26 protein-coding genes, 1 tRNA gene, 1 pseudogene and 1 riboswitch are annotated in these 26,619 nt (G+C 62.3%); of the genes and pseudogenes, 17 read left to right on the top strand and 11 right to left on the bottom strand.

Annotated features, from left to right (window positions below; translation table 11 throughout):
* Positions 1-30 precede the first annotated feature (30 nt).
* The 7 genes from AC13QO_RS11160 to phoB all read left to right on the top strand — a co-directional run bounded on the left by AC13QO_RS11160 (position 31) and on the right by phoB (position 7,315).
* The gene (locus AC13QO_RS11160; RefSeq protein ID WP_488540658.1) at positions 31-432 is read left to right on the top strand and encodes an endonuclease domain-containing protein; all 402 of its coding nucleotides are present in this window, start codon (positions 31-33) and stop codon (positions 430-432) included.
* Positions 433-914: 482 nt separating this feature from the next.
* Entirely contained in the window at positions 915-1,949 is a 1,035-nt protein-coding gene (locus AC13QO_RS11155; RefSeq protein ID WP_488540655.1) for a substrate-binding domain-containing protein, read from the top strand.
* A 167-nt stretch (positions 1,950-2,116) separates the two neighbouring features.
* Positions 2,117-3,598, top strand: coding sequence for a phosphate ABC transporter permease subunit PstC (pstC, locus tag AC13QO_RS11150; RefSeq protein WP_434711997.1), 1,482 nt, complete (start codon positions 2,117-2,119; stop codon positions 3,596-3,598).
* Entirely contained in the window at positions 3,595-4,917 is a 1,323-nt protein-coding gene (gene pstA, locus AC13QO_RS11145; RefSeq protein ID WP_488540654.1) for a phosphate ABC transporter permease PstA, read from the top strand. The genes pstC and pstA overlap by 4 nt, the downstream gene beginning before the upstream one ends.
* Positions 4,918-4,932: 15 nt before the next feature.
* Entirely contained in the window at positions 4,933-5,748 is an 816-nt protein-coding gene (pstB, locus tag AC13QO_RS11140; protein ID WP_085776826.1) for a phosphate ABC transporter ATP-binding protein PstB, read from the top strand.
* 44 nt (positions 5,749-5,792) lie between these two features.
* On the top strand, positions 5,793-6,506 hold the full coding sequence (gene phoU / locus AC13QO_RS11135) for a phosphate signaling complex protein PhoU (RefSeq protein WP_004672769.1): 714 nt from the start codon (positions 5,793-5,795) through the stop codon (positions 6,504-6,506).
* A 125-nt stretch (positions 6,507-6,631) separates the two neighbouring features.
* On the top strand, positions 6,632-7,315 hold the full coding sequence (gene phoB / locus AC13QO_RS11130) for a phosphate regulon transcriptional regulator PhoB (protein ID WP_004672768.1): 684 nt from the start codon (positions 6,632-6,634) through the stop codon (positions 7,313-7,315).
* A 386-nt stretch (positions 7,316-7,701) separates the two neighbouring features.
* Here the strand turns inward: phoB and AC13QO_RS11125 are convergent, their stop codons facing one another.
* On the bottom strand, positions 7,702-8,235 hold the full coding sequence (locus AC13QO_RS11125) for a GcrA family cell cycle regulator (RefSeq protein WP_097601772.1): 534 nt from the start codon (positions 8,233-8,235) through the stop codon (positions 7,702-7,704).
* 424 nt (positions 8,236-8,659) lie between these two features.
* Here AC13QO_RS11125 and AC13QO_RS11120 point away from each other — a divergent pair, with 424 nt between their 5' ends.
* From AC13QO_RS11120 to AC13QO_RS11105, 4 genes are all read left to right on the top strand, one after another.
* Positions 8,660-9,859, top strand: a complete 1,200-nt coding sequence (locus tag AC13QO_RS11120) for an aspartate aminotransferase family protein (protein WP_285191802.1) — start codon at positions 8,660-8,662, stop codon at positions 9,857-9,859.
* 37 nt (positions 9,860-9,896) lie between these two features.
* Positions 9,897-10,811, top strand: coding sequence for an ornithine carbamoyltransferase (gene argF / locus AC13QO_RS11115; protein ID WP_085776829.1), 915 nt, complete (start codon positions 9,897-9,899; stop codon positions 10,809-10,811).
* A gap of 93 nt (positions 10,812-10,904) precedes the next feature.
* Positions 10,905-11,897, top strand: a complete 993-nt coding sequence (locus AC13QO_RS11110) for an Hsp33 family molecular chaperone (RefSeq protein ID WP_183706001.1) — start codon at positions 10,905-10,907, stop codon at positions 11,895-11,897.
* Positions 11,898-12,008: 111 nt separating this feature from the next.
* A complete protein-coding gene (locus tag AC13QO_RS11105) occupies positions 12,009-12,599 on the top strand; it encodes a hypothetical protein (RefSeq protein ID WP_085776831.1) in 591 nt (196 codons plus the stop codon).
* A gap of 49 nt (positions 12,600-12,648) precedes the next feature.
* Here AC13QO_RS11105 and apaG read toward each other — a convergent pair whose 3' ends face one another.
* Both apaG and AC13QO_RS11095 read right to left on the bottom strand, forming a co-directional pair.
* Complete coding sequence (apaG, locus tag AC13QO_RS11100) at positions 12,649-13,041, bottom strand: Co2+/Mg2+ efflux protein ApaG (RefSeq protein WP_010029240.1); 393 nt, start codon at positions 13,039-13,041, stop codon at positions 12,649-12,651.
* Positions 13,042-13,265: 224 nt separating this feature from the next.
* Positions 13,266-14,450, bottom strand: coding sequence for an O-succinylhomoserine sulfhydrylase (locus AC13QO_RS11095; RefSeq protein WP_488540653.1), 1,185 nt, complete (start codon positions 14,448-14,450; stop codon positions 13,266-13,268).
* 43 nt (positions 14,451-14,493) lie between these two features.
* Positions 14,494-14,572: riboswitch (SAM riboswitch) on the bottom strand.
* A gap of 74 nt (positions 14,573-14,646) precedes the next feature.
* On the opposite strand from AC13QO_RS11095, the gene AC13QO_RS11090 reads away from it, so the two are divergent.
* Both AC13QO_RS11090 and AC13QO_RS11085 read left to right on the top strand, forming a co-directional pair.
* Positions 14,647-15,741 (top strand): 2'-deoxycytidine 5'-triphosphate deaminase, encoded by a 1,095-nt coding sequence (locus AC13QO_RS11090; RefSeq protein WP_085776833.1) that lies wholly within the window; start codon positions 14,647-14,649, stop codon positions 15,739-15,741.
* Positions 15,742-15,802: 61 nt separating this feature from the next.
* A tRNA-Gly gene (locus AC13QO_RS11085) sits at positions 15,803-15,876 on the top strand.
* Positions 15,877-15,899: 23 nt separating this feature from the next.
* Here the strand turns inward: AC13QO_RS11085 and AC13QO_RS11080 are convergent.
* A complete protein-coding gene (locus tag AC13QO_RS11080; protein ID WP_285193347.1) occupies positions 15,900-16,178 on the bottom strand; it encodes a hypothetical protein in 279 nt (92 codons plus the stop codon).
* A gap of 342 nt (positions 16,179-16,520) precedes the next feature.
* Here AC13QO_RS11080 and AC13QO_RS11075 point away from each other — a divergent pair, with 342 nt between their 5' ends.
* Complete coding sequence (locus tag AC13QO_RS11075; RefSeq protein ID WP_285193485.1) at positions 16,521-16,901, top strand: VOC family protein; 381 nt, start codon at positions 16,521-16,523, stop codon at positions 16,899-16,901.
* Positions 16,902-17,151: 250 nt separating this feature from the next.
* On the opposite strand, the gene AC13QO_RS11070 is transcribed toward AC13QO_RS11075, so the two are convergent.
* Positions 17,152-19,167, bottom strand: coding sequence for a methyl-accepting chemotaxis protein (locus AC13QO_RS11070; RefSeq protein ID WP_488540652.1), 2,016 nt, complete (start codon positions 19,165-19,167; stop codon positions 17,152-17,154).
* A gap of 417 nt (positions 19,168-19,584) precedes the next feature.
* Here AC13QO_RS11070 and AC13QO_RS11065 point away from each other — a divergent pair, with 417 nt between their 5' ends.
* On the top strand, positions 19,585-20,460 hold the full coding sequence (locus AC13QO_RS11065; RefSeq protein ID WP_085776835.1) for a transporter substrate-binding domain-containing protein: 876 nt from the start codon (positions 19,585-19,587) through the stop codon (positions 20,458-20,460).
* Between the two features lie 10 nt (positions 20,461-20,470).
* Here the strand turns inward: AC13QO_RS11065 and AC13QO_RS11060 are convergent, their stop codons facing one another.
* The 5 genes and pseudogenes from AC13QO_RS11060 to AC13QO_RS11040 form a co-directional block, all read right to left on the bottom strand.
* Positions 20,471-20,884 carry a tellurite resistance TerB family protein gene (locus AC13QO_RS11060; RefSeq protein ID WP_011423905.1) on the bottom strand — a complete coding sequence of 138 codons (414 nt, stop codon included), beginning with the start codon at positions 20,882-20,884 and terminating at the stop codon, positions 20,471-20,473.
* 86 nt (positions 20,885-20,970) lie between these two features.
* Positions 20,971-21,685, bottom strand: a pseudogene (locus AC13QO_RS11055) (thermonuclease family protein).
* A gap of 11 nt (positions 21,686-21,696) precedes the next feature.
* Positions 21,697-22,368 carry a S24 family peptidase gene (locus AC13QO_RS11050; protein WP_285193349.1) on the bottom strand — a complete coding sequence of 224 codons (672 nt, stop codon included), beginning with the start codon at positions 22,366-22,368 and terminating at the stop codon, positions 21,697-21,699.
* 228 nt (positions 22,369-22,596) lie between these two features.
* Positions 22,597-23,244, bottom strand: coding sequence for a response regulator (locus AC13QO_RS11045; RefSeq protein WP_488540651.1), 648 nt, complete (start codon positions 23,242-23,244; stop codon positions 22,597-22,599).
* A gap of 89 nt (positions 23,245-23,333) precedes the next feature.
* Positions 23,334-23,732 (bottom strand): hypothetical protein, encoded by a 399-nt coding sequence (locus AC13QO_RS11040; protein ID WP_097601587.1) that lies wholly within the window; start codon positions 23,730-23,732, stop codon positions 23,334-23,336.
* 120 nt (positions 23,733-23,852) lie between these two features.
* Between AC13QO_RS11040 and AC13QO_RS11035 the strand changes: the two genes are divergently transcribed.
* Together AC13QO_RS11035 and AC13QO_RS11030 are read left to right on the top strand one after the other, a co-directional pair.
* Positions 23,853-24,206 carry a DUF952 domain-containing protein gene (locus tag AC13QO_RS11035; protein ID WP_097601616.1) on the top strand — a complete coding sequence of 118 codons (354 nt, stop codon included), beginning with the start codon at positions 23,853-23,855 and terminating at the stop codon, positions 24,204-24,206.
* Positions 24,203-25,291, top strand: a complete 1,089-nt coding sequence (locus AC13QO_RS11030; RefSeq protein WP_488540650.1) for a quinone-dependent dihydroorotate dehydrogenase — start codon at positions 24,203-24,205, stop codon at positions 25,289-25,291. The genes AC13QO_RS11035 and AC13QO_RS11030 overlap by 4 nt, the downstream gene beginning before the upstream one ends.
* Here AC13QO_RS11030 and AC13QO_RS11025 read toward each other — a convergent pair.
* Entirely contained in the window at positions 25,267-26,613 is a 1,347-nt protein-coding gene (locus tag AC13QO_RS11025) for an MATE family efflux transporter (protein WP_488540649.1), read from the bottom strand. The genes AC13QO_RS11030 and AC13QO_RS11025 overlap by 25 nt on opposite strands.
* Positions 26,614-26,619: the final 6 nt, after the last annotated feature.

The raw sequence follows: 26,619 nt of genomic DNA, 5'->3' as shown, positions 1-26,619 counted from the left end.
ATGAGGGGCAAGTCACAAGGAAAAACGTCAATGAGAGGTTCCAAACCCAAAACCATCGCCCGAGCACGTTGCCTGCGCCAGTCGGATAACGACGCAGAGGACAAATTGTGGAAGGAACTGCGCGACCGCCGCCTCAACGGAAACAAGTTCGTGCGGCAATTTCCGATCGGTCCCTATTTTGCAGATTTTGCCTGCCGGGAACTGCGGCTCGTGGTCGAAGTCGATGGCAGCCAGCATGCGGAAAGCCGACGGGACGGCATTCGAGATGCCTTCATGACCGGCAATGGCTGGTCGGTGGTTCGTTTCTGGAATGTAGACGTACTGAGCGCGCTGCCATCCGTGCTGGAGACGATCGTTGCGATCTGCGACGGGCTGCTGGTCGAACGCGTCGAGGCAATGGATTTGCGGTTCTTTCCAGCCATGCGTGAATAACGATGGCGTGCCGTGCGATTGCCCCTCACCCTAACCCTCTCCCCGTATTGACGGGGAGAGGGGACGTGCCCTGTCGAGAGTTTTTGGGTGGGACGGACAGGTCGCGGCATATCCCCTTCTCCCCGTCAAAACGGGGAGAAGGTGCCGGCAGGCGGATGAGGGGCAGATCCCACGGGCGGACCTGAATGAAAGAATGCAGGCGGGAAGGGCCAGGGTGCCTTTCCGCAACCACCGGACACGTGTGATAAACTTGCAATGCAAGGTCGAGCGCCGATCCAAACTTTCCCGACCGTCGACACTTTCGGGCGGCATCCATAAAATTTGCTGTTATAAAACAGACGCTTAACCCGTCACAAATGTTTCACGGATTTGACATAAAAGGACGGTGCTTACAGCGTTAAGAGAGTCCCGCCGATGAAAAAAGGCATGCGAGGGCCTCTCTATAGGCCGCACTCACACAAGCCCAATGCGGGAGATTTCTAATGAACACCTTCAAGCTCACCGTTGCCGCGCTCGCTGCAACTGCCGCTTTCGCTGGCGCAGCCGTCGCTCGCGACCAGATCCAGATCGCTGGTTCGTCCACCGTCCTGCCTTACGCCAAGATCGTTGCCGAGTCCTTCGGCGAGACCTTCACCAACTTCAAGACGCCGGTCGTCGAATCCGGCGGCACGGGCGCTGGTCTGAAGGAATTCTGCAAGGGCGTTGGTGAAGACACCATCGACATCGCCAACGCTTCGCGTCCGATCAACAAGAATGAAGCCGAAGCCTGCAAGGCCGCCGGCGTAACCGACATCCAGGAAGTCAAGATCGGTTATGACGGCATCGTCTTCGCAACCGACTCGTCCAACCCGGATGTCGCTTATGTTCCGGCCGACATCTACAAGGCCCTCGCTGCCCAGGTCGTCGTCGACGGCAAGCTCGTCGCCAACCCCTACAAGAAGTGGTCGGAAGTCAACCCGAAGCTCCCGGCCGTTGATATCGCCGCCTATATCCCGGGCGAAAAGCACGGCACGCGCGAAGTCTTCGAACAGAACGTTCTTGCCGCCGGCTGCAAGGCTTCGGGCGCTCTCGACGTTATCGCCAAGGAAATCACCGACAAGGCTGCCCAGACCAAGGCCTGCGTCGCAGTCCGCAAGGACGGCGCTGCAGTCGACATCGACGGCGACTATCCGGAAACCCTCGCACGCATCGCCGCCAACAAGACCGGCGTCGGCGTATTCGGCCTTTCCTTCTATGAAAACAACGCCGACAAGCTCAAGGTCGCCAGCGTGAACGGTATCGTTCCGTCCACCGAAACGATCGCCAACGGCACCTATCCGGTTTCCCGCCCGCTGTTCTTCTATGTCAAGAAGGCACATCTCGGCGCCGTTCCGGGCCTGAAGGAATATGTCAACTTCTTCATATCCGACCAGATGATCGGCCCCGACGGCCCGCTGGCTGAATACGGCCTCGTTGCCGCTCCGGATGCCGAGCGTGATGCGATCCGCAAGGACGTCGAAGCCGGTAAGTCCATGTAAATGACTTTGCCGGCGCGGTGCTTCAAAGCCCGCGCCGGCATCGTTAATGTCCCTGCGTGGCGGTCTTTCCGCTGCAGGGTTGAATTCCTTCTCCAAGATTGGAAGCCGAAGGCAGGCTGATGAAGCCGCCGCGCTTTTTGGGGGCCACGGGCCTGGGGACGTAACGAATGAGCACATCCGTCATACTTCTGTGCCTTGTGGTGATCGGCGCCGCCGCCTATCTGGTCGCGCGCAGCCGTGCCACGGCCCTTGCCGGAGGCAGGTCCTCCGCACTCCATTCCCGGCCGGCCTATTACGGCGCCTATGCCGCGATCTGGACGGTTCTTCCCGCCCTCATCGTCCTCTGCGTCTGGCTCTCCGTCAGCCCCGGCATCATCCAGTCCTCGGTTCGGGGAGCTTTCCCTGCTGACGTCAAGGCTCAGGCCGCAGTCGAACAGGATCTGAGCTATTCGATGGTGGCGACGGTCGCGCGCGGGCTGACGATGCTGACATCGGACGAAGCCGCCGCGGTGGCAAACGATCCGGCCGCCCTGCAGGCCAAGCTCAGCGAAAAGGGCGTGCCGCTCGCCGGCCAGCCGCAGCCTTACATGGTCGAGGCCGCCAAGACGCTGAATTCCATGAGCATGACGAGCCGCCTCGCCATGACGGCGATTGTCTTCATTCTGGCCGTTGCCGGCGCCCTTTATGCGCTGCGCGCCATCGCGCCGCGCTTCCGCGCCCGCAACCGCGTCGAGCGCGTCATGCTCTGGGGCCTGCTGCTCGCCTCCTCGATCGCCATCTTGACGACGGTCGGCATCGTGTTGTCCATGCTGTCGGAAGCCGCCCGCTTCTTTGCCGTCGTTCCCGCCGGCGAATTCTTCTTCGGCACCGTCTGGGATCCGCGCTTTGCCGGCGCCGGCAGCTCCTCCTTCGGCCAGTTCGGCCTGATCCCGCTCCTACTCGGCACGCTCTATATCGGCCTCGTCGCCATGTTGGTCGCGGTTCCGGTCGGCCTCTTCGCCGCCATCTATATGGCCGAATACGCCTCGCCGAAGCTGCGTTCCGTCTCCAAGCCTCTTCTCGAAGTGCTGGCCGGCATCCCGACGATCGTCTACGGCTTCTTCGCGCTCGTCACCGTCGGTCCGTTCCTGCGCGATTTCTCCGCCCAGATCAGCGGCCTGCTCTCCGGCAGCTACACCAATTTCATCCAGGCGCAGAGCGTTCTGACGGCTGGTATCGTCATGGGTATCATGTTGATCCCCTACGTCTCCTCGCTGTCGGACGACATCATCACCGCCGTGCCGCGGGCACTGCGTGATGGTTCGCTCGGTCTCGGCGCCACACGCTCCGAAACCATCAAGAAGGTGGTCCTGCCGGCCGCGCTTCCCGGCATCGTCGGCGCGCTGCTGATGACCGCCTCGCGCGCCATCGGCGAGACCATGATCGTCGTGTTGGCCGCGGGTGTCGCCGCCCGCATTCAGATCAACCCTTTCGAGCCGATGACCACGGTGACCGTCAAGATCGTCAACCAGCTGACGGGCGACCTTGAGTTCACCTCGCCGCAGACGCTGGTTGCCTTCGCGCTTGGCATCACGCTGTTCTGCATCACGCTTTGCCTCAACATCTATGCGCTCTACATCGTGCGCAAATACCGGGAGCAGTACGAATGACGAATATTGTTTCTCCCGCCATCGGTGCCACCGTTTCCAAAGCGCCGGCCCGCCGTGATATCGGCATCAAGCGCCGCTATGCCGCCGAGCGCCGGTTCCAGGCCTACGGTATCGCCGCCATCGCCTTCGGCCTTATCTTCCTCTTCGTCCTGCTGTGGACGGTGATCGGCAAGGGCTACACCGCCTTCCAGCAGACGACGATCACCCTGCCGATCGAATTCACGGAGAAGACGATCGACCCGGACAACAAGCGCGCGACCGATCCTTCCGTGCTGGTCGCGGCCAATTATCCGGTTCTGCTGCGCGAAGCGATCGTCAAGCAGCTGAACATCAATGCATCGAGCCGTCCGGATGTGCGCGACGCAACCGCGATGCTCTCCAAGAGCGCGCCGATCCAGCTGCGTGATCTGGTCGTCGCCGATCCCTCGATCATCGGCAAGACGGTCAATGTCACCTTGCTCGCCGACGCCAATGTCGATAGCGCCAACAAGGGCCAGATCGATCTCTCCGTCGAAGAGAAGAACCGCAAGGTCAACGACAAGCAGGTGGCCTGGATGAACCAGCTAAAGGCGGACGGCGCGCTTCAGAAGCAGTTCAACAGCGGCCTTTTCGTCAACGGCAATTCCAGCCGTCCCGAAGCCGCCGGCCTCGGCGTCGCCCTCATCGGCTCGCTCTACCTGATGCTGATCGTGCTCGTGCTGTCGCTGCCGATCGGTGTGGCGGCGTCGATCTATCTCGAAGAGTTCGCGCCGAAGAACAGGCTGACCGACCTGATCGAGGTCAACATCAACAACCTCGCCGCCGTCCCGTCGATCGTCTATGGTCTGCTCGGCCTTTCCGTCTTCATCAACTTCATCGGTCTGCCGCGCTCGGCGTCGCTGGTCGGCGGCCTGGTGCTGACGCTGATGACGCTGCCGACGATCATCATCGCGACCCGCGCCGCATTGCGCGCCGTGCCGCCCTCGATCCGCGCCGCCGCCTTGGGCCTCGGCGCCTCGAAGATGCAGATGGTGTTCCACCATGTCCTGCCGCTTGCCATGCCCGGCATTCTCACCGGCACCATCATCGGCCTGGCGCATGCGCTCGGCGAGACCGCGCCGCTGCTCCTGATCGGCATGGTCGCCTTCGTCGCCAATGCGCCCACGACGCCGCTCGAGCCCTCGACGGCCTTGCCCGTGCAGGTCTATATGTGGGCGAACGAGGCCGAACGTGCCTTCGTGGAGCGTACTTCGGGTGCCATCATCGTTCTGCTCCTGTTCCTGGTCGTCATGAACATGGGCGCCATCCTCTTGCGTCGTCGCTTCGAGCGCCGCTGGTAAACGGAGTCAAACATCATGAACATGCTGACGGAAGCTGCAGTTGAAAAGGCGCTGGATCAGAAGATGAGCAACGTCCCGTATAAAATGATCGGACAGGATGTCTCCGTATACTACGGCGAGAAGCGCGCGCTTTTCGACGTGAACCTGAACATCCGCGAAAACACCGTAACCGCCCTGATCGGCCCCTCGGGCTGCGGCAAGTCGACCTTCCTGCGAAGCCTGAACCGCATGAACGACACGATCGAGGGGTGCCGCGTCACCGGCAAGATCACGCTCGACAGCGACGATATCTATGATCCGGATATCGACGTCGTCGAACTTCGCGCCCGCGTCGGCATGGTTTTCCAGAAGCCGAACCCGTTCCCGAAGTCGATCTATGAAAACGTCTCCTACGGCCCCCGCATCCACGGTCTCGCCAAGTCGAAGGCCGATCTCGACCAGATCGTTGAGAGCAGCCTGCAGCGCGCCGGCCTCTGGAACGAGGTCAAGGACCGCGTGCACGAATCCGGCACGGGCCTCTCCGGCGGTCAGCAGCAGCGCCTGTGCATTGCCCGCGCCGTTGCCGTCAGCCCGGAAGTCATCCTGATGGACGAGCCCTGCTCGGCCCTTGACCCGATCGCCACCGCCAAGGTCGAGGAGCTGATCCACGAACTGCGCGAAAACTATACGATCGTCATCGTCACCCACTCCATGCAGCAGGCCGCGCGCGTCTCGCAGCGCACCGCCATGTTCCACCTCGGCAATCTTGTCGAGGAGAACGACACCGACAAGATGTTCACCAATCCGGACGATCCCCGTACCCAGGACTACATCATGGGTCGCTTCGGCTGATCACGGCCATCCGAAGCCTTCCCCTTATTCGAGGACAAAGCCCCATGGCATCGACACATATTTATTCTGCCTATGATGATGATCTGAAGTTCCTTTCCAGGCGGATTTCCGAAATGGGCGGCCTGGCCGAACAGATGGTCGCCGAATCCGTCCGGGCGCTGGTCAACGGCGATACCGCGCTGGCGCAGAAGGTCATCTCAGACGACGTGATCCTCGATCACACCGAGCGCGAAATCGGCGACAAGGCGATCGTCACCATCGCCCGCCGTCAGCCGATGGCGGCGGACCTGCGCGAAATCATGGGTTCGATCCGCATCGCCGCCGATCTCGAACGCGTCGGCGACCTTGGCAAGAACACCGCCAAGCGCGTCATCGCCGTGCAGAGCACCGGCGTGCCCCGCAAGCTCGCCCGCGGTCTCGAGCATCTCTCCGAGCTGGCGCTTGTCCAGCTCAAGGAAGTGCTCGACGTCTATACGACACGCGCTGCCGACAAGGCGACCGCCATCCGCGAACGCGACAACGAGATCGACGCCATGTACACCTCGCTGTTCCGCGAGCTCTTGACCTACATGATGGAAGATCCGCGCAACATCACGAGCTGCACGCATCTGCTCTTCTGCGCCAAGAACATCGAGCGCATCGGCGACCATGCCACCAACATCGCCGAGACGATCTACTACATGGCAACAGGCGCCCAGCCGGAAGGCGATCGCCCAAAGGATGACAGCGCCAACACCGTCGGCGCCGCGACGGAATAATCCTTCCAAGATTGCGTGCGCGCCCGTTCGGGGCGCGCAAAGAGGTCGCAGCCAATTTCTGAATTTGCGCAGGACGCCTGCTTAAACCCCCAGTTTAAGGCTTGTGCGCGAGGAGACGGACACGCATGATCCCGAGAGTCGCAGTTGTTGAAGACGAGGAAGCCCTCAGCGTGCTCCTTCGCTATAATCTCGAAGCCGAAGGCTTCGAGGTCGATACCATCCTGCGCGGCGACGAGGCCGAAATTAGGCTTCAGGAGCGCACGCCCGACCTGCTCATCCTCGACTGGATGCTGCCCGGCGTCTCCGGCATCGAACTCTGCCGGCGCCTGCGCATGCGGCCGGAAACCGAGCGACTGCCGATCATCATGCTGACGGCGCGCGGCGAGGAGAGCGAGCGTGTGCGCGGACTGTCCACCGGCGCCGACGATTATGTCGTCAAGCCCTTCTCGACCCCCGAACTCGTCGCCCGCGTCAAGGCGATGCTGCGCCGTGCCCGCCCCGAGGTGCTGTCCTCGGTGCTGAAATGCGGCGATATCGAGCTCGACCGCGAAACCCATCGCGTCCACCGCAAGAGCCGCGAAGTCCGCCTCGGCCCGACCGAATTCCGCCTGCTGGAATTCCTGATGTCGTCGCCGGGCCGGGTCTTTTCCCGCTCGCAGCTGCTCGACGGCGTCTGGGGCCACGACATCTATGTCGACGAACGAACCGTCGACGTCCATGTCGGCCGCCTGCGCAAGGCGCTGAACTTCTCCAACATGCAGGACGTCATCCGCACCGTCCGTGGCGCGGGTTATTCGATGGAAGCCTGAGGCTGAGGGAGTGTGTGGGGTGGGCGTTCCCGCCAAACGCACGGCAGTACGGCTTGTGAGGCCCCCCTTGCCGTCGTCGATCGCAGCCGCTTCGTCGCCAGCGTCATTGCGCCGGCGAGGCTTATGCGTCTCGGCACCAACCTCTCCTCCGTCATCCCAGGGCTTGACCCTGGGATCCATGCGGCTGGCACGGCGTGAAGAGCTGATGGCATCCAACTGCTGGGAAACAATTGAAGCCGAGTGCTTGGCTGTGGCTCCCAGGGTCAAGCCCTGGGATGACGGAGTGTGGGGTTGGCTTGGTTGCTATACGCAAAGGTCACCTCCCCAATCGAATAAAAAAACGGGCCACTCGGCCCGTTTCACATGCTCAGCGATACAGCCCCCGCTCAGCTGACCCGTGCCGCCGCCCGGCGCCTTTCGTTGATCGGCTGATAGGCAAGCTTCTGATGATAGCTGCAATAGGGCGAATTGTCGGGGGACTCGCAGCCGCAGAAATGGAAATCTTCCTTGAGCGGGTCGCCGACCGGCCATTTGCAGGTGCGTTCGGTGAGCTCCGTCAGGCCGAGGCGGCGAGAAATCGGCACGACCACATTGCCGGCCGGCACATACTCCATTTCCTCGACGGCATCGACCTCGATCTCTTCCTTCAGCATCGTTGCGCCCTGTTGACGGGTCACGGTGCGGGTGGTGATCCGGGAGGCGTAGTTCGGCGCGCGCGGCGCGGATGTCTGGCGCTTCGGCGTGCGCGCCGCGGTGGCCGTGCCGCCGGCCTTGGCGCGGCCGGGAAGGCTGAGCCTGTGCACCTTGCCGATAACGGCGTTTCGGCTGACGCCGCCAAGCTGCGCAGCAATCTGGCTGGCGCTCAGTCCTTCGGCCCAAAGCTTCTTGAGTTTCTCGACCCGCTCGTCTGTCCAGTTCATGCCCTGTCTCCACCTTTTGCGTTGGTGATGGCAGAATCCCTCACCGTTGTCCCGGAAGCCTCCGAAACAAGAAACGCTTGATCAATTTTGGTGACTAGTTCCGCCGCATGCAGTCTAGTAATTGAACTTTAACCTAGTGTGAGGCTGACTCCGTGACAAGAGTCGCGGGAATCCGGATGAATCGAATTTCAAGTTTTCCCCAACTTGCTGCCTCTGCGTGGCATTTCTGCAATAATGCCTGTTGAAGGCCGAAAGTGCCGCTGCACAACCTTGCTGCATAGGCTAAGGCGCCAGTTTTGTTGACAATGCAGCGCGAAAAGGAAATAGTACCGCTCGCCGCCGAAAGGCGGCATTTTTGATTTTTTGGACCTGGTTTTGTTAGCCGGAGTCCGTGCAAGACAACATTGAACGGGAGACCCGCGCCATGGCTGAAGCCGCGCCGCTTTATGACACCTATTCTCGCGCCCCGCTGCGGTTCGAGCGAGGCGAGGGCGTATGGCTGATCACCGAGAGCGGCGAGCGTTATCTCGATTTCGGCGCCGGCGTCGCCGTCACCTCCGTCGGCCATGGCAACTCGCATGTGGTCGCGGCGCTGAAGGAGCAGGCCGACAAGGTCTGGCACCTCTCAAACATCTATGAGATCCCCGGCCAGGAGCGCCTCGCCAAGCGGCTGACGGACGCTACCTTCGCCGATAAGGTGTTCTTCACCAATTCGGGCGCCGAGGCGCTCGAATGCGCCATCAAGACCGCGCGCCGCTACCAGTTTTCCAAGGGCCATCCCGAGCGCTTCCATATCATCACCTTCGAGGGTGCCTTCCATGGGCGCACGCTCGCGACGATTGCTGCCGGCGGTCAGGAGAAATATCTCGAAGGTTTCGGCCCCAAGGCGCCGGGTTTCGATCAGGTGCCGTTCGGCGACATCGAGGCCGTCCGCGCCGCCATTACCGATGCGACGGCCGCAATCCTGATCGAGCCGGTGCAAGGCGAGGGCGGCGTGCGTCCCGCCACCGGCGAATTCATGAAGGCGCTTCGCCGGATCTGCGACGAAAACGGCCTGCTGCTGATCCTCGACGAGGTCCAGACCGGCGTCGGCCGCACCGGCAAGCTCTTCGCCCATGAATGGTCCGGCATCACGCCCGATATCATGGCCGTTGCCAAGGGCATCGGCGGCGGTTTCCCGCTCGGCGCCTGCCTTGCCACGGCCGAGGCTGCCTCCGGCATGAAGGCCGGCACGCATGGTTCGACCTATGGCGGCAATCCGCTGGCCATGGCGGTCGGCAGTGCCGTACTCGACGTCATCCTCGCCGATGGCTTCCTTGAGCATGTGCGCGACGTCGCGCTCGTCTTCCGCCAGGGGCTGGCCTCGCTCAAGGATCGGTATCCCGATGTGATCGAGGATATCCGAGGCGAGGGGCTTCTGCTCGGCGTCAAGGCTGCGGTTCCCTCGGCCGAATTGCTGCAGGCGATCCGCGCCGCGCATCTGCTCGGCGTGCCGGCCGGCGACAACGTCATCCGCCTTCTTCCGCCGCTGGTGGTCACTGCCGAAGAAGCCCGCGAGGGGCTCGTGCGCCTCGAGCGCGCTGCCGAGAGCATCCGCGCCGCCAAGATCAAGAAGACGGCTTGAAGGGATCGCCGCCTTCGGGCGCACGACAGGTAAGAACATGGCTCCTAAACATTTCCTCGATCTTTCGGCCGTCACCTCGGCCGACCTCAGAACTATCATGAACGACGCGCTCGCCCGCAAGCAGGCCTTCAAATCAGGCAAGGGCGACAAGCCGCTCGCTGGCAAGATGCTGGCGATGATCTTCGAAAAGCCGTCGACGCGCACCCGCGTTTCCTTCGACGTCGGCATGCGCCAGCTCGGCGGCGAAACGCTGTTCCTGTCGGGCACTGAAATGCAGCTCGGCCGCGCCGAGACGATCGGCGACACCGCCAAGGTGCTGTCGCGTTATGTCGATGCGATCATGATCCGCACCACCGAGCATTCCAGGCTTTTGGAGCTCGCCGAGCACGCGACCGTGCCTGTGATCAATGCGCTGACGGACGACACCCACCCCTGCCAGATCATGGCCGATATCATGACCTTCGAGGAGCATCGCGGCCCGATTAAGGGCAAGACGATCGCATGGACCGGCGACGGCAACAATGTGCTGCATTCGCTGGTGGAAGGGGCTGCGCGCTTCGGCTACCGCATGAACATGGCCGTGCCTCTTGGTTCCGAGCCCAAGGATCACTATCTGAACTGGGCCCGCAATGAGGGCGCCGAAGTCATGCTCTGCCATGATGCCGACCGTGCGGTCGAAGGCGCCGATTGCGTGGTGACCGATACCTGGGTCTCCATGAATCAGGAACATCGGGCCCGGGGTCACAACGTCTTCCAGCCTTATCAGGTCAATGCGGCCTTGATGGCCAAGGCCGGCAGCGATGCATTGTTCATGCATTGCCTGCCTGCTCATCGCGGTGAGGAAGTGACGGACGAGGTGATCGACGGCCCGCAATCCGTGGTCTTCGATGAAGCGGAAAACCGTCTTCATGCGCAGAAGTCGATTCTTGCTTGGTGCCTGGGCGCGATCTGAACCATAATCGGATGTTGCGAGTCATAAGCTTGCGGCCCGACTGCGCGAGCGCCGGACACTTTGGCCGCCGCTCCAGAAACTAGGAGTAAAGCCATGGCAGAAGCTGCAGCCGCCCTCGGCCAGTTCGATTTCGCCGGCGATGATCATGTCGTCCCCTTTCAGGTGGAGGGTCTGGATGTGCGCGGCCGCGCCGTCCAGCTCGGCCCCATGCTCGATGCGATCCTCGAGCGCCATCATTATCCCGCGCCCGTCGCCCGGCTGCTCGCCGAAGTCGTCGTACTGACGGTGCTGCTCGGCACCTCGCTGAAGTTCGACGGCAAGTTCACCGTGCAGACCAAGGGCGACGGCCCGGTCGATCTGCTCGTCGCCGATTTCTCGACGCCGGAGAACGTGCGTGCCTATGCCCGTTTCGACCGGGCGCTGCTCGACCAGGCGATTGCCTCAGGCGAGACCGAGCCGGAGCAACTGCTCGGCAAGGGCGTGCTCGCCTTCACCATCGATCAGGGCAAGTTCGCCCAGCCCTATCAGGGCATTGTCGCCCTCGACGGCACGTCGCTCGAGGAGATCGCCGGCGTCTATTTCCGCCAGTCGGAGCAGATCCCGACGCGTGTGCGCCTGGCTGCGGCGGAACTCTTCGATCGTGACGATACCGGCAAGCCGCGCCATCGTTGGCGGGCAGGCGGCCTCGTCGCCCAGTTCCTGCCGGAGGCACCGGAGCGCATGCGCCAGCCTGATCTCCACGGCGGCGACGGCGATAACGGCGACCGTCCGCATGGCGAGGATGACGCCTGGACCGAAGCGCGCTCGCTGGTCGAGACCATCGATGCCGACGAGCTGACCGATCCGCAGGTCGGCACCGAACGTCTCTTGTTCCGCCTGTTCCACGAGCGCGGCGTGCGCGTCTTCGAGCCCCGCGCCGTCTTCGACCGCTGCAGCTGCTCGCGGGAAAAAATAGGCAACGTGCTGAAGGGGTTCACCGCCGAGGAGATCGAGGCCAGCCAGGAAAACGGCGAGATATCCGTCACCTGTGAATTCTGCTCGACCACCTACCGCTTCGAAGCAGCCGAGCTTCAGCCGGCGGAATAACATTAGTCGCGCTTGGCGCGAAAAAGATGCGCATTGCAGCGGCACAGTGACTCGACTTTTAGTAGTCACTGTGCACCTATTATCCCAACTGGTTCTGGGGGCGGGACGTCAATGCGGCTTTTGTATTTTGTATTCGCATTCATTGCTGCGATGCCACGGATTGTCCTGGCTGATGACGAAACAATCAAATGGAAAGAGGTTGGCGGCTGGACCGTGGCTGTCGACCCGACCTTGGGCAACGGCTGTTTTGTTCTCACTTCATTTGATGACGGCACCGTTTTTCGTCTGGGCTTTAATTTTACAAAAAAGGAGAGCCCTTTTTACATTGTGATCGCAAATCCCAACTGGAAATCCTTGGAAGTGGGAAAGCAATATCCCATCGAGTTGTCGTTAGATCGTTCTCAATGGACGGCGAATGCGAGCGCTCTCGATCTTGATGGCTTCAAGGGATTATGGATCGATTTTAAGGATTCCAGTCTCATTGCCGAGTTCGCTCGTAAACTGGGTTTTCGCGCCACCTTCAACGGAAAGCAGATTGTTGCGCTGAGTTTAAAAAATTCGGTCAGGGCAACGGATGAGATGCTCACCTGCCAAAAGGCGGTAAACGCTGCAGTCGCTCAGCGGCCAGCCACGCCCCAATCAAAGGATCCGTTCGAAGCAAAGCCGGACACCCGGACGGCCTCGGATCCTTTTGATCTCTGATGCATGTCATCTGGGGGTGAATCGAGCATATCGACTTTGGGGCCTGCGCTCAGTTCAGCACGCGCAGTAGCCCCGGTGAATCCAGCGAGAAGGCGGGGATGTCGACGTCGAATAGCTCGCCTTCATCCGTTTCCATCTGGTAATGGCCGAACATCAGGCCTGAGGGCGTGTCGAGCGGGCAGCCGGAGGAATATTCGTAGGTGTCGCCGGGGCTGAGCCGCGGCTGTTCGCCGACGACGCCGGGGCCGGTCACCTCGTCCACCACCCCGTTCTGGTCGGTGATGTTCCAGTAGCGATTGATGAGGCGTACGGCGACGCCGGAATTGTTGCTGATGACGATCCGGTAACCCCAGACATAGCGATCGTCTTCCGGATCGGATTGCTCCTCCAGATAGAACGGTTCGACCACGACTTCGATATCTCTTGTGAGGGCGCGATACATGCCTTGCACCATAGTCAAGATATGTTACTCGTATCTTATAAAGAGGCCCCGTCCATCAAGAAACGGAACGTTGATCAGCGGTCAAATGGTGATCATCGTATGGTTTTCGATCGTTAAGCCTAATCGTCAGCGTTAATTTTACTTCGCAACGCCGGCGCGCGGGTACTTGTTCCCGCAGATCGGCGGCCGGCTCCTCATTGAAGTCCGGCCGCTATTCCAGTCGATCAGGCCGAAACCTTGGAAAGCGCCTGCGCGAAATCCTCGATCAGGTCGTCCGTATCCTCGATGCCCGCCGAAAGCCGCACCGTGCCCGGAGAAATGCCGAGTTCGGCACGCGCCTCTTCCGTCAGGTTCTTGTGCGTCGTCGTTGCCGGATGGGTGATCAGGCTTTTGCTGTCGCCCAGATTGTTGGAGATCTTGATGATCTCAAGCGCGTTCTGCACTGCGAAGGCCGCCTCCTTGCCGCCCTTCAGCTCGAAGCAGACGAGCGTCGAGCCGCCGGTCATCTGCTTGGCGATGATGTCAGACTGCGGGTGGTCCTTGCGGCCGGGATAGATCACCTTGGCGACCTTGCCCTGCTCTGCCAGGAAATCGGCGATCTTCGCCGCATTTTCAGTCTGCTGCTTGACGCGCAGCGGCAGCGTTTCGATGCCCTTCAGCAGCGTCCAGGCATTGAACGGCGACATGGCCGGGCCGGTATGGCGGAAATAGTCGTGCAGGTTCTCGTCGATCCATTCCTTGTCGGAAAGCACCACGCCGCCGAGGCACCGGCCCTGGCCGTCGATGTGCTTGGTGGCGGAATAGACAACGATATGGGCGCCGAGTTCGAGCGGCTTCTGAAAGAGCGGCGTCGCAAAGACGTTGTCGACGATCAGCTTGGCGCCGACTTGGTTGGCGAGGCTGGCGACGCCTGCAATATCGATCACTTCGAGCGTCGGGTTGGTCGGGCTCTCCAGGAAGAATACCTTGGTATTGGGGCAGACCGCCTTTTCCCAGTTGGCGAGATCCCGGCCGTCGACCAGCGTGCACTCGATGCCGTATTTCGGCGCCAGCGTTTCCACGACCCAGCGGCAGGAGCCGAACAGCGCGCGGGCGGCGACGATGTGGTCGCCTGCCTTAACCTGGCAGAGGACGGCGGCGGCGACGGCTGCCATGCCGGAGGCGGTGGCGCGGGCATCTTCAGCGCCTTCCAATGCGCACATGCGCTTTTCGAACATGTCGTTGGTCGGGCTGCCGTAGCGAGCGTAGATGAAGCCGTCCGTTTCGCCCTTGAAGCGGGCTTCGGCCGCTTCCGACGTCTCATAGACGAAACCCTGGGTGAGATAGATTGCCTCTGATGTTTCGCCATATTGCGAACGCAGCGTGCCGCCATGCACGAGTTGGGTTGCCGGGCGCCAGGTCTTGCTCATGCCATCACCTTCACATAACAAAAAACCGGCCGCAAAAGCAGACCGGTTTCATAACCCGGTCTTTTTAGCCACTTGTTTAACGTGGCTGCAAGCCGACCGGCCAAATCACCACGGGATAATTTTGCAATACTGCTGTTAGCTGCTTGCGTCAATTCCCCGATTTTGGTTTTGTCGGCGGCAAAATGATGGATGGGGCATTATGGCTCGCGAAACTGGAATTCTGGCGGACCGCGCGATTGCGGCACTGTTCGAAACGGGGCGTCTGAACTCCGAGCGGGAGCTCGACCGCGATCAGATCCAGCCGGCGAGCCTCGACCTGCGCTTAGGAAGCAAGGCCTTTCGTGTGCGCGCTTCCTTCATGCCCGGCCCCTCGCATCTGGTCTCGGACAAGCTCGATCGGCTGAGCCTGCACGTGATCGACCTTTCCCAGGGCGCGGTGCTCGAAACCGGCTGCGTCTATATCGTACCGCTGATGGAGAGCCTGGCGCTGCCTGCCGACATGTCGGCTTCGGCCAATCCGAAGAGCTCGACCGGCAGGCTCGATATCTTCACCCGCGTCATCACCGACTACGCCCAGGAATTCGACAAGATCCCGCCGGGCTATTCCGGCCCGCTCTATCTCGAAATCAGCCCGCGCACCTTCCCGATCGTCGTGCGCCGCGGCTCGCGCCTGTCGCAGATCCGCTTCCGCGTCGGCCAGTCCGTGCTCGGCGAGCCGGAACTTCTGAGGCTGCATGAAAGCGAAACGCTCGTTGCCAGCAAGCAGCCGAACGTCTCGGGCGGCGGCATCGCGCTGTCGATCGATCTCACCGGCGACAAGGACGGCCTGATCGGCTATCGCGGCAAACACCATACCGCCGTCGTCGACGTCGATGAAAAGGACCAGCACGATATTTTCGATTTCTGGGAGCCGCTCTACAGCCGCGGCCGCAACGAGCTGATCCTCGATCCCGACGAGTTCTATATCCTCGTCTCGCGCGAAGCCGTGCATGTGCCGCCGGATTATGCCGCCGAGATGACCCCCTTCGATCCGCTGGTCGGCGAATTCCGCGTCCATTATGCCGGCTTCTTCGATCCGGGCTTCGGCCATGCGCCGGCCGGCGGGCGCGGCAGCCGCGCCGTGCTCGAAGTGCGCAGCCACGAAGTGCCCTTCATCCTCGAAGACGGCCAGATCGTCGGCCGCCTGGTCTACGAGCACATGCAGGAAAAACCGGCCAGTCTCTACGGCTCCGGCCTCGGCTCCAACTATCAGGCCCAGGGCCTCAAGCTTTCCAAACATTTCCGCATCTGACGCCGGCCTGACGGGCCGCGACTTGACAGCGGCCCCCATCTGTTGGAAATCTCAGGTCATCGCGGGTGTAGCTCAATGGTAGAGCAGCAGCTTCCCAAGCTGAATACGAGGGTTCGATTCCCTTCACCCGCTCCAGCTGCCTTTCCAGCGATGTCCTTCTAATCCCCGAAAAACCGAATCGGCTTATACCGGCGGTGTGCGATGATCAGGCTGCGGTCGGGCTGGATGATGTAGGTTTCCTCCACCTGTTGGCCGTACTGGTCGATAAAATCATGCGGGAAGGAGGAGCCGGGTGGCGATTTGGTGAGCTTGGTGCGCGGCTGGCCGTGATAGGTGATGCTGCCTGGGATGGGTTCGAGGCCCGGGCCGCTGTAGCTGACGGTGTTGCATCCCGCCAGAACGAGTGTGCCGATGAGGCCGATGATTGCCGGTTTCATATCCATCCCTTCCGATGCGCAGAACGTGGCGATCTTACTCCCGATCGCAACAGACGCACCAGTTGAAACGGCGTCTCCGCCTTCGTTCGAGAAGTGCTGCCCGGAAATCCATGCGTTGCCGAAACCGGCGGTGTCTGCTAGATCGGCAGTGTCGAAAAAGGCAGGATCGGTTGAGGTAAGCCCGATCCCTTCCGTTGGAGCGTCGTGAGCGCTCTCAAGAAGCTCTGCTCCGTGGCCTATGGCACGAGAACCCGCGACGTGATCCGCATCAAGATGCGGGATCCCGGCGGCGTGCGGAGACGGCAAAAGGCAGTCCCGGGATTTTTTCAAACGGAGACTGTCATGCGCCTGAACCATCTCGATTTTCACGTTCCCGATATTACCGCGACGGCGGATTTCTTCATCCGCCACTTCGGCCTGATGCTCAAGGATATGCGGGGCCAGAATGGCCTGGCGATACTGACCGACGACGCCGGCCTCGAAATTGTCCTCAGCCACGCGATCGCGAAGTTCGGCACCGCCGACCAGGTCGAACTGCAGCGTCAGACTTATCACGTCGGCTTTATTTTGGCTGAGAAGGCTGATGTTGATATTGTTCATGCCGGGCTTGTTGCCGCCGGTGCGGTCCTGTCCGGCCCGCCAGCCGTCATGCGCGGCGGCTGGCTGTTTTATTGCACGGCGCCCGGAAATATTCTGGTCGAGATTGGTTGGCGGCCGGTTTGAGTGAAATCCCAGAAGGAAGGGTGCGGCCCGTAGCCTGCCCCTCATCCGGCTGCCGGCATCGACCGGGTCGCGCCACGGTCTCGGCCCGTCCTTCGGACCCCCGTAAACCGGGCGAAGGGGATGTGCCGCGACCTCTCCATTCCCCGCCGACCTCTCGCTGGGCACGTCCCCTCGTCCCGTTTTTACGGGGAGAGGGTTAGGGCGAGGGGCAGCTATCCGCGCGAACCGGGCAGGCGTGCCTCTTGCCGGCTCAGAATTCCGTCCAGTCGGCATCCTGCGTCGACGGCGTGCTGCTGTTGCCGGCGCCGAAGGCGTTGGCGATCTTCTGGCCTAGCGCCCGGGCGGGGGAGGCGGCCGGGCGGGTCGTGCCTTCCCTGGCGACGCGGATCGATGCCTTGGCTGCTGCCGGGCGCGGGGCCACCACCCGCGGTGGCGGGGCTGTCGGCCGCGTAGACGCGCTCGGTGCGGCGGCGGCAAAGCCGCCGGTGCCGGTCAATCGGAACTGGCCGAGCAGGGTGTTGAGTGCTGCCGCTTCCGTGGCGAGGCTGCGGCTGGCGGCCGTCGATTGCTCGACCATCGCCGCATTCTGCTGCGTACCCTGATCCATGGTGTTGACGGCGGTGTTGATCTCCTGCAGCCCGATCGACTGTTCGCGCGAGGCTTCGGCGATCGCGTGGACGTGCTGGTTGATTTGCTGCACCTCGGTGACGATCACATCGAGCGCCTTGCCGGTCTCGCCCACCAGCGTGACGCCGGTCTGGACATGAGAGCCGGAATTGGTGATCAGCGACTTGATCTCCTTGGCGGCATTGGCCGAGCGCTGAGCGAGCTCGCGCACTTCCTGGGCGACGACCGCAAAGCCTTTGCCGGCTTCACCGGCGCGCGCGGCTTCGACGCCGGCATTCAAGGCCAAGAGGTTGGTCTGGAAGGCGATGTCGTCGATGACGCCGATGATGTTGGAAATTTCGCCCGAAGACTTTTCGATCTCGTGCATGGCGGAGACGGCCTTGCGGACGATCTCGCCGGATTTTTCGGCGCCGAGGCGGGCGCGGGTGACGAGCTGGCTCGCCTCCTCGGCGCGCTTGGCGGCATCCCGCACCGTCGTGGTGATTTCTTCCAGCGCCGCTGCAGTCTCTTCGACGGAGGCCGACTGCTGTTCCGTTCGCCGGGAAAGCTCGTCGGCGGAGGAACGAATCTCGTTGGCGCCGGCGCCGATGGCCCGCGCATTGGCCCCGACCGCCTGCATGGTCTCGTTGAGCTTCTCAACCGAGTGGTTGAAATCTTGGCGCAGCGCATCGAGATGGGCGACGAAGGGCGCGTCGATATGCGAAGCGAGATCGCCGGCGGCAAGGCGACGCAGGCCGTCGCCGAGGGCTGCGACGGCGCGTTCGAGTTCTGCTGCCTCGCGGGCTTTCTGCGCCTCGCGTTCGCGGCGCTCGCCGTCGCTGACGCTGCGGTCTGCCTCGGCGCGCGCCTCGATCTGGCGACGCTCGATCGCGTTGTCGCGGAAGATCGAGACCGCCTTTGCCATCTGGCCGACTTCGTCGCGGCGGTCGAGACCACTGATATCGCTATCGGTGTCGCCCTCGGCAAGGCGCGTCATGCGCAGGCTGAGCTTCGTCATCGGGCCGGCAATGCCTTTCTGCGCCATGGTGACGCCAAAGCCGATCGCGGTGAGAACAGCGGTGCCGATCAGAGTGAGACAGAAGGTGATCCGGCCGTTGACGGATGCCGAGAGGCCGTCGCCGCCATCGTTGAGCATCGCCATCATCGCATCATTGTTGGCGATCATCTTCGGCGTCAGCGCATCGAGCTTGGCATTGATCAGGGCGACGTTTGCGAGTGCGCCCGCGCTGTCCTTGCCCTTGCTCTGCTCGATGATCTTATTGGCTAAAGCTTCGATTTCATCGATGCCGGCCTGGATTTCGTCTATCGCTGCCTTGCGGCTCGGAACCAGGGCGAGGGCCTGTTTCATCCGGTCGCGGGCCTGCGGCAGCTTGCTCGGCGTGGCAAGCGCCGTCTGGTATGTCGGCGTATCGGGCTGCGTCTCGGCAACCAAGGTCACCTGCAGCACCGAGGCTACGACCGAGGCGCTGGCACGTGCGATCAGCATCGAGGCCTGCGCCTCATGATCGATAAAGGCGCCATAAGCGGCGTCCGCCCGGCGGAACTCGGAGATGACATAGATGAGCCCCGCCATCGTGATCAGCCCGAGCAGCGCCACGACCGAAATGATCTTGGTACGGATTTTCAGATGCTTCAACATGGAAAATGTCACCCGATTTTGCCGGGCGCGCGGCGCGTCCGGTGTTTGGAAATTATGTTGGTAAAGAGCGCTGCCTGACTGTCGCGGCGCCGGATAGGGAATTGACGCATGCATCATGCAATCGGCTGGCGGCCCTGTGTCGTCGCGACAAATAGAGGTGATATTCTTTAATTCCGCGCTAACGTGCAGGTGCAGGCGCACCCCTAGTTTTGAGGGGCAGCGGGAGGTCTGCGCCATCGCTCCAGAGAGCTCATTCTTCGAGGGGCGTGGGAGGATGCTGCGGCAAATGAGGAGCGTTGGAGGATGTCGCGGCCAATGAGTTCGTGAGCCTCATCCGCTCCCTCACTCCCATGATATTCCCCGGCGGGCATGACTCTGTTACATCTCGTCGATCCCCAACCCCGGAACTGGATCATCATGATTGAACCCCAGCTGGCATCCCCGACTCTCAGGGCTTTTCTGGCGGCCGGTCTGTTTCTGGCAGCGCTGTTTTCAAACTTTGCCGCATTCGCTCAGCAGGCTGCCCCTTCGCTGCCGTTGCTCTTCGATGCCCGCGAGCGTCTCGCCAGACCGGATCTCTCGTCCCTAGTCCGCTTGCGCTTTCTGACGTCGGTTGATTTCCCGCCGTTTAATTTCACGGATCAGAACGGCAAGCTTTCCGGCTTCAACGTCGATCTCGCCCGCGAAATCTGCGGCGAGCTGGAGATTTCGGATAAGTGCCAGATCCAGGCAATGCCTTTCACCGATCTCAAGGATGCCCTCGCCGCATCGCAGGGCGATGCCGTCATCGCCGGCCTTGCGGTCACCCCGGAGCTGCGCCGGCAATTTCTCTTCTCCCGGCCATATCTGATGCTGCCGGCGCGCTTCGTGCGCAATCTCGCCGCCCCGCTTGATGGAAAGACCGCTGCTGCGCTCTCCAACCATTCGGTCGGCGTCGTCAAAGGCACGGTGCACGAGGCGATGCTGGCAGCCTTTTTCCCGGCGCTGAAAGCGCAGGCTTTCGACACGAAGGACGCCCTGCTTGCGGCGCTGAAGGAGCGAAAGGTCGATGCTGCCTTCGCCGATGCGCTGCAGCTTTCTTTCTGGGTCTCGTCCCCGGCCTCCGACAAATGCTGCGCGCTTTTCGACGGCCCCTACCTCTCCGAACATTTCCTCGGCGAGGGCATGACGATCATGCTGCGACAGAAGGACAGCGTGCTGACATCCGCCATTGATCATGCGCTGGCGGCGCTGTCGCGCACCGGCCGTCTCCAGGAGATCTATCTGCGCTATTTTCCCTACGGGCTCTACTGAGCCTCAAGGATTATCCCTTGCGGAAGCGGGCAATGGCGCTCCGCTCGATCGCCGCGCAGGTGAGCTTATCGAGGCCGAGGCGGTCCCGCAGCAGGCTGAGCAGTCGCAGTTCCTCTGCCTTGACCGAAAGATCGGCGGAGGCCACCTCGACGGCAAGCGCATAAGCGGTGTCATAGAGTTTTGCCGGCAAGGTATCGCGGACCGTTTCGAGGACCACGTCGAGGCCTTCAGGCCCAGCCAGAAGCGCGGCGCAGTCGCGTGCTATCGGAATGAGCTTGTCGTCATCAAAATCCCTGAAAACCGGCAGGAAGCCGATCAGCTGACCGATCCTTTCCATCTCCCTGTCGTTCATGGTGCTGTCGACGGCGGATGCCATCACCATCACGTAAATCAGCGCATCATGGGCAGAAAGCGGCTTGTTCATCTTGGATTCCTTGTTGATCAGCGCAGATTAGGAATTGGCGGCGGCCTTTACAAGAGATTGGCAGCTCTCCCCCGGCGGGCGGCCTGTCACTTGCGGCGCGGATCGCCGCCGTAAATGCCTTTCTGCGCCGGTTTCGCCTTGTCGGCGACGGATGCAAGCGGCGAACCCGCCTCTGCTTCCCCCCAGCCGCTTTCGGCAAGCCACGCGCCGAGATCCTGCGTACCGAGCCGACAGGCGGCGATCGCCGTTCCCTTCCATTCGACCGTGTCGAGATCGCAGGTGAGCTGCGGTTGCGCAAGAGCTGGCGCAGCGCCGTCTTCGCCATCATGCCGCAGGGCCATTGCCGGCCTGCCGGCCCGCATATCCTGTCGGCCGGCGTGGGGGCGATGCCGGCAAGCTGGAGCCTGCGCTCCCCGAAGGAAAGAATGCCCGCGTCTTCGACCCGTGGCCGCGGCAGCTCCATGGCCTTTTTCTCGGCCGGCCCTGCCGTTTGGCTGGATGTCGGCGCCGCTTGTTGCGGGATAGTGGCGGCTCTGGGCGCCGCGCCTTCAGTCGCCGCTCCGCTGGGTGCGGGACCGCCGGTTCCACAGAGCGGGCGATCATTTCGGCACGTTCGTCGGATATTGTCACTGCCGGTTCGGCGGCCCCGGAGGCAACATTCGGCGCAGCCGCTGCTGTCTCCTCTGTGGCTGCGGTTTCTTCCCCTGCCGTGCCGCCGCGAAGCCTCGCTTCGCCTGCCTTCAGCAGGCCGACCACCACCGCCATCCCCATAATACCTGTAAAGACGGCGGCAGGGCGCATGGAATATCTTCCTACTGGCTGGCCCAGATGATGCGGGCGATCCAATCGACATCGGCAAGATCGAGCGTGCGGTTGGGATGTTCGGGATTAAGCGACATCAGCTCGATCGACCGCGGGCTCTGGCGCAGCAGCACCTTGGCCATTACTTCGCCCGCGCATGTGCGCACGACGACGCGGTCGTTGCGGCGCACCTGCGCCCCGGGCTCGACGATCAGCACGTCGCCGTCGCGATAAAGCGGCATCATGCTTTCGCCCTGCACCTCCAGCGCATAGACGCCGGATCTCTGCGACGGGTTGGCCGGAAACTCCACCACGTCCCAGCCATGACCGGCCGGAAAGCCGCTATCGTCGAAGAAGCCACCGGCGCCGGCCTGGGCGAAGCCGAGCAGAGGAATGGCGCTGCCCGGCGGGGGGCCGGCACGCTCGCCGATCCGCTCTCCGGCGGAACTGGCGGCCGGTTGCATGAAGGCGAGAAACTGCTCCATGCTCGCCCCCGTCGCATCGAGCACCTTGGCGATCGATTCCGTCGATGGCCAGCGCAGCCGCCCATCGGCGGAAAGCCGTTTAGATTTGTTGAACGAGGTGGGGTCGAGCCCGGCACGGCGCGCAAGACCGGATGGCGTCAGCTCGTGCCGTTCGGCAAGCCTGTCGATCGCCTCCCAGATCTGCTTGTGTGACAGCATATGCGCCCGATTCCGTGCAGCCTGTCTCAGGCTGCGCTTTAGAGCACCGCGCGTCCGCTTCGGACGTATAAAGGACGCTCTAACACTCTAAGTCTGAACATCTCACCTGCCGAAAATCGATTCCGACTTTTTGAGCCGATGCTTCAGCGACAGAATACTAGCTGACCCCACGCCGACCGTAAAGGTAAGGAGGAATAAAATCCTGTTATCGACCGGTTTCGGCCGCCCTCAAGCCACCATCGCCATGTTGATCTTGCCGAGCTGGATGACCGCCTGTGTGCGGCTGTCGACATCGAGTTTCAGCAGGATTGCCGAGACATGCGCCTTGATCGTCGCTTCGGAGACGCCGAGTTCATAGGCGATCTGCTTGTTCAACAGGCCCTCGGCCAGCATGGTCAGCACCCGGCTCTGCTGCGGCGTCAGCGTGTGCAGGCGGCGGATCAGGTCGGCGACGTCGGGATCCTGCTCCTGGCCGTCGCGATAGCTTTCCGGTGTGGCGATATCGCCGGCAAGCACCGTCTGGATGCCGCGGCGGATGTCTTCGATGCCCGAGGATTTGGAAATGAAGCCGGAAGCGCCGAGCTCCAGGGCCCGGCGGATCGTCGTGGCGTCGTCGCTCGCCGAAACGATGATGATCGGCAGGCTGGCGAATTCGGCGCGCAGCGCCATCAGGCCGGAAAAGCCGCTGACGCCGGGCATGGCGAGATCGAGCAGCATCAGGTCGGCATCTGGATATGTGCCGGCGGCGGTGCGTGCGGCTGCGAAATCACCGGCCTCGACGATGGTCTGCCGGCCTTCCATGCCGATCACCGCCTGGCGCAGCGCATCGCGAAACAGCGGATGATCGTCCGCGATGATGATGGTCTGTTCCTGCATCGAAAACTCCCTCCCAAGAGTCCGATCATGCCGCATGCGCGCCGTCCCCTCGGCATTGCATGCAGGCATTCTGAAATGACTATATCAGATCATGTCTTCTGCGGAAGGGGATTGGCTTTTTCGTCAGCCTGGAACTCCTTCACCATCCCCATGAAGCTCTTCATCATCCGCTCCATGATGCTGATCGAGCGGTCGATCTCGGCGTCGCTCGGCAGCGCACGCTGGATGAGGCCGCCCTGTTCCAGCTTGGTCACCCGCTCTGAAAGCCGGTCGAGCTCGTCCTCATAGGCCGCCCGCTCATCGGCCGCCATACGGCAGACGAGGGCGCCGTCCTTGTCCTGGCAGATCGACATGGCGCCGGTCTGGCGGTCGAGCCGGACGAAATGGTCGCCGCTCTTCTCCAGTTGGAATCGGCCCGCATCGGTCTCGGCCGCTGCGGCGCCAAGCGGCAGGAGAACAGCGCCAAGTGCGAGAACCAAAATCTTCATCGTTTCATCCTCCGGATTTTGCCTGGGCTGGCCCGGCTTTTTGCGTGCCGAGGCGTGGACATCGCCGCCTCTTTCCGGCAAAGCGCTCATGACCCAAGGATCAGCAATCGCGAGGCCATGATGACCGTGACACCGACCCTTTACAAGATCGTGACGGAAACGCTCTGGCAGCAAGCCAGACAAAGCGGTGTTTTTCATGGCGCCGGCATCGATCTCAAGGACGGCTTCATCCATTTCTCCACGGCCGACCAGGTGAAGCAGACCGCGGCCCTGCATTTTGCCGGCCAGTCCGGCCTAGTGCTGGTCGCCGTCGATGGCCGCGGTTTCGGTGACAAGCTCCTCTTCGAACCCTCCCGCGGCGGCGATCTCTTCCCGCATCTCTACGCCGATCTGCCGCTTGCGGCCGTGCTCTGGGAGGCGCCGCTGCCGCTCGATGAGAACGGCGTTCATATCTTCCCGGAGCTGCAGCCATGATCGATCCCTTCAAGCGCATAGCCCGCAAGGGCCTTTTCCTGTTCGACCCGGAAACGGCGCACGGCATGTCGATCGCCGCGCTGAAGTCTGGCCTCGTGCCCGCCTGCCGGATCACTCCCGATCCGCGCCTGCGCCAGACCATCGCCGGCCTCACTTTCGAAAACCCGCTCGGCATGGCGGCCGGCTACGACAAGAATGCCGAGGTGCCGGAAGCGCTCTTGAAGCTCGGCTTCGGCTTTACCGAGATCGGCACCGTGACGCCGAAGCCGCAGGCTGGCAATCCGCGCCCGCGCATCTTCCGCCTGGTCGAGGATGAAGCCGTCATCAACCGCCTCGGTTTCAACAATGAGGGCCATGACGCCGCTTTCGGACGTCTCTCGACACTGGCGGGCGGCGGCATGATCGGCGTCAATATCGGCGCCAATAAGGATAGCGAAGATCGCATCGCCGATTATGTCGCCGGCATCCGTCGCTTCTATTCCGTCGCGCGTTATTTCACCGCCAATATCTCCTCGCCGAATACGCCCGGCCTGCGCGACCTGCAGGCACGCGAAAGCCTGGCGGCGCTGCTGTCGGCCGTGCTTTCGGCGCGCGACGAGATGGCGCAAAAATCCGGTCGGAAGATCCCGGTCTTTCTGAAGATCGCCCCTGACCTGACCGAGGAAGGCATGGACGATATTGCGGCGGAAGCGCTCGCGCATCCGCTGGATGGACTGATCGTCTCCAACACCACGCTGTCTCGCGACGGTCTCAAGGACCAGCGCCAGGCGAAGGAGGCCGGTGGTCTTTCCGGCGTGCCGCTGTTCGAAAAATCGACGGCGGTGCTTGCCCGGATGCGCAAGCGCGTCGGCCCTGATCTGCCGATCATCGGCGTCGGCGGCGTCTCCTCGGCCGAAACAGCGCTGGAGAAAATCAGGGCGGGTGCCGATCTCGTCCAGCTCTATTCATGCATGGTCTATGAAGGCCCCAGCCTGCCCGGCGATATCGTCCGCGGTCTTTCGGCGCTGCTCGACCGCGAAAAGGCCGGCTCGATCCGCGCGCTGCGTGACAGCAGGCTGGATTACTGGGCGGCGCGGAAGGTCTGATCGGCCCGCGGCCCGACCAGCATGGCGAGGAAGAAGCCGCGGAACAGCAGGAAGGCGTTCATGCCAAGCCACAAGCCGTGATTGCCGAAGAGCGGCACGAAGACGGCGAGCATTAGGAGGTAGCCGGCAAAGGACATCAGCATCCGGTTGCGCATGTCGACCGACCATGTCGCGCCGATGAAGACGCCGTCCATCAGGAAGGCGAGCGCCCCCGTTAGTCCGGTAATCGCAGCCCAGGGCAGATAGGTTTCGGCCGCCTGCCGCACCTCCGGCGCGGTGGTCAGCACCGAGATCAGCCACGGGCCGGCGAGGAAGAAAAAGGCGGAAGCGAATGCGGCCAGTCCGAACGACCAGATGGTTGTCAGCTTCAGCCCGCGGTCGAAGGCCGGCCTGTACCGCGCGCCGATCGCCCGGCCGGTGATCTGCTCGGCGGCATTGGCAAGCCCGTCGAGATAATAACCTGACAGCAGGAAGAAATTCATCAGTACGGCATTGGCGGCCAGTGTCACCGCCCCGAAGCCGGTGCCGATCCGCGTCATGATCGTGAAGGCGCCGATCAGCACGAAGGTGCGGATCAGGATGTCGCGGTTGAGTGCGAAAAGCTCCGCCAGCCGGTGCCGGGAAAAGATCTCAGCCCATGCCGGACGCTCGGCCCTGCCGAAATCTTTGAGCACGATGAAAAGCCCGGCGAATGCGCCGGCTGTTTCACCGGCCGTGGTTGCCCAGGCGACTCCGGCAACGCCCCAGCCGAGCGACAGGCCGAGATAGATGGATAGCAGAATATTGATGCCGTTGATCAGCGCCTGCAGCAGCAGCCCGACACTGCCCTGTCCGCGCCCGAGCACGAAGCCGAGAATGGCGTAATTCGCCAGCGCCGCCGGTGCCGCCAGCATGCGGATCGCGAAATAGGTGCCGGTCGCCTCGGCGATCGCCCCTTCCGCGCCCATCAGCCGCAATCCCGCGGTCTCGATCAGCGGCGAAAGACAGAGCAATGCCAGCCCGCAGGCGAGCGCTGAGATCAGCGCTCGCCAGAAGACAGCCTGCTGTTCGTGCCCGTCGCGCCGGCCATAGGCCTGCGCCGTCAGTCCCGTCGTCGAGGCGCGCAGGAAGTTGAAACTGCCGAGGATCAGATCGAAGAGCATCGCGCCGATCGCCAGCCCCGCCAGCGCTTCCGCGTTGCCCATATGACCGACGACGGCGGTGCTCGTCAGCCCGAGCAGCGGCGTCGTCATGAAGCCGAGCGTCATCGGAATAGCGATCGAAAGCACCAACCGGTGCGTCACTACGAAAGCGAGAGTGTTGTTGTTGCTGCGCGTATCCATGACCTG

The organism is Rhizobium sp. CNPSo 3670 (assembly GCF_057784555.1).
Note: the sequence above shows the minus strand (reverse complement) of the source record. Positions and strands in the feature narration are given on the sequence as shown.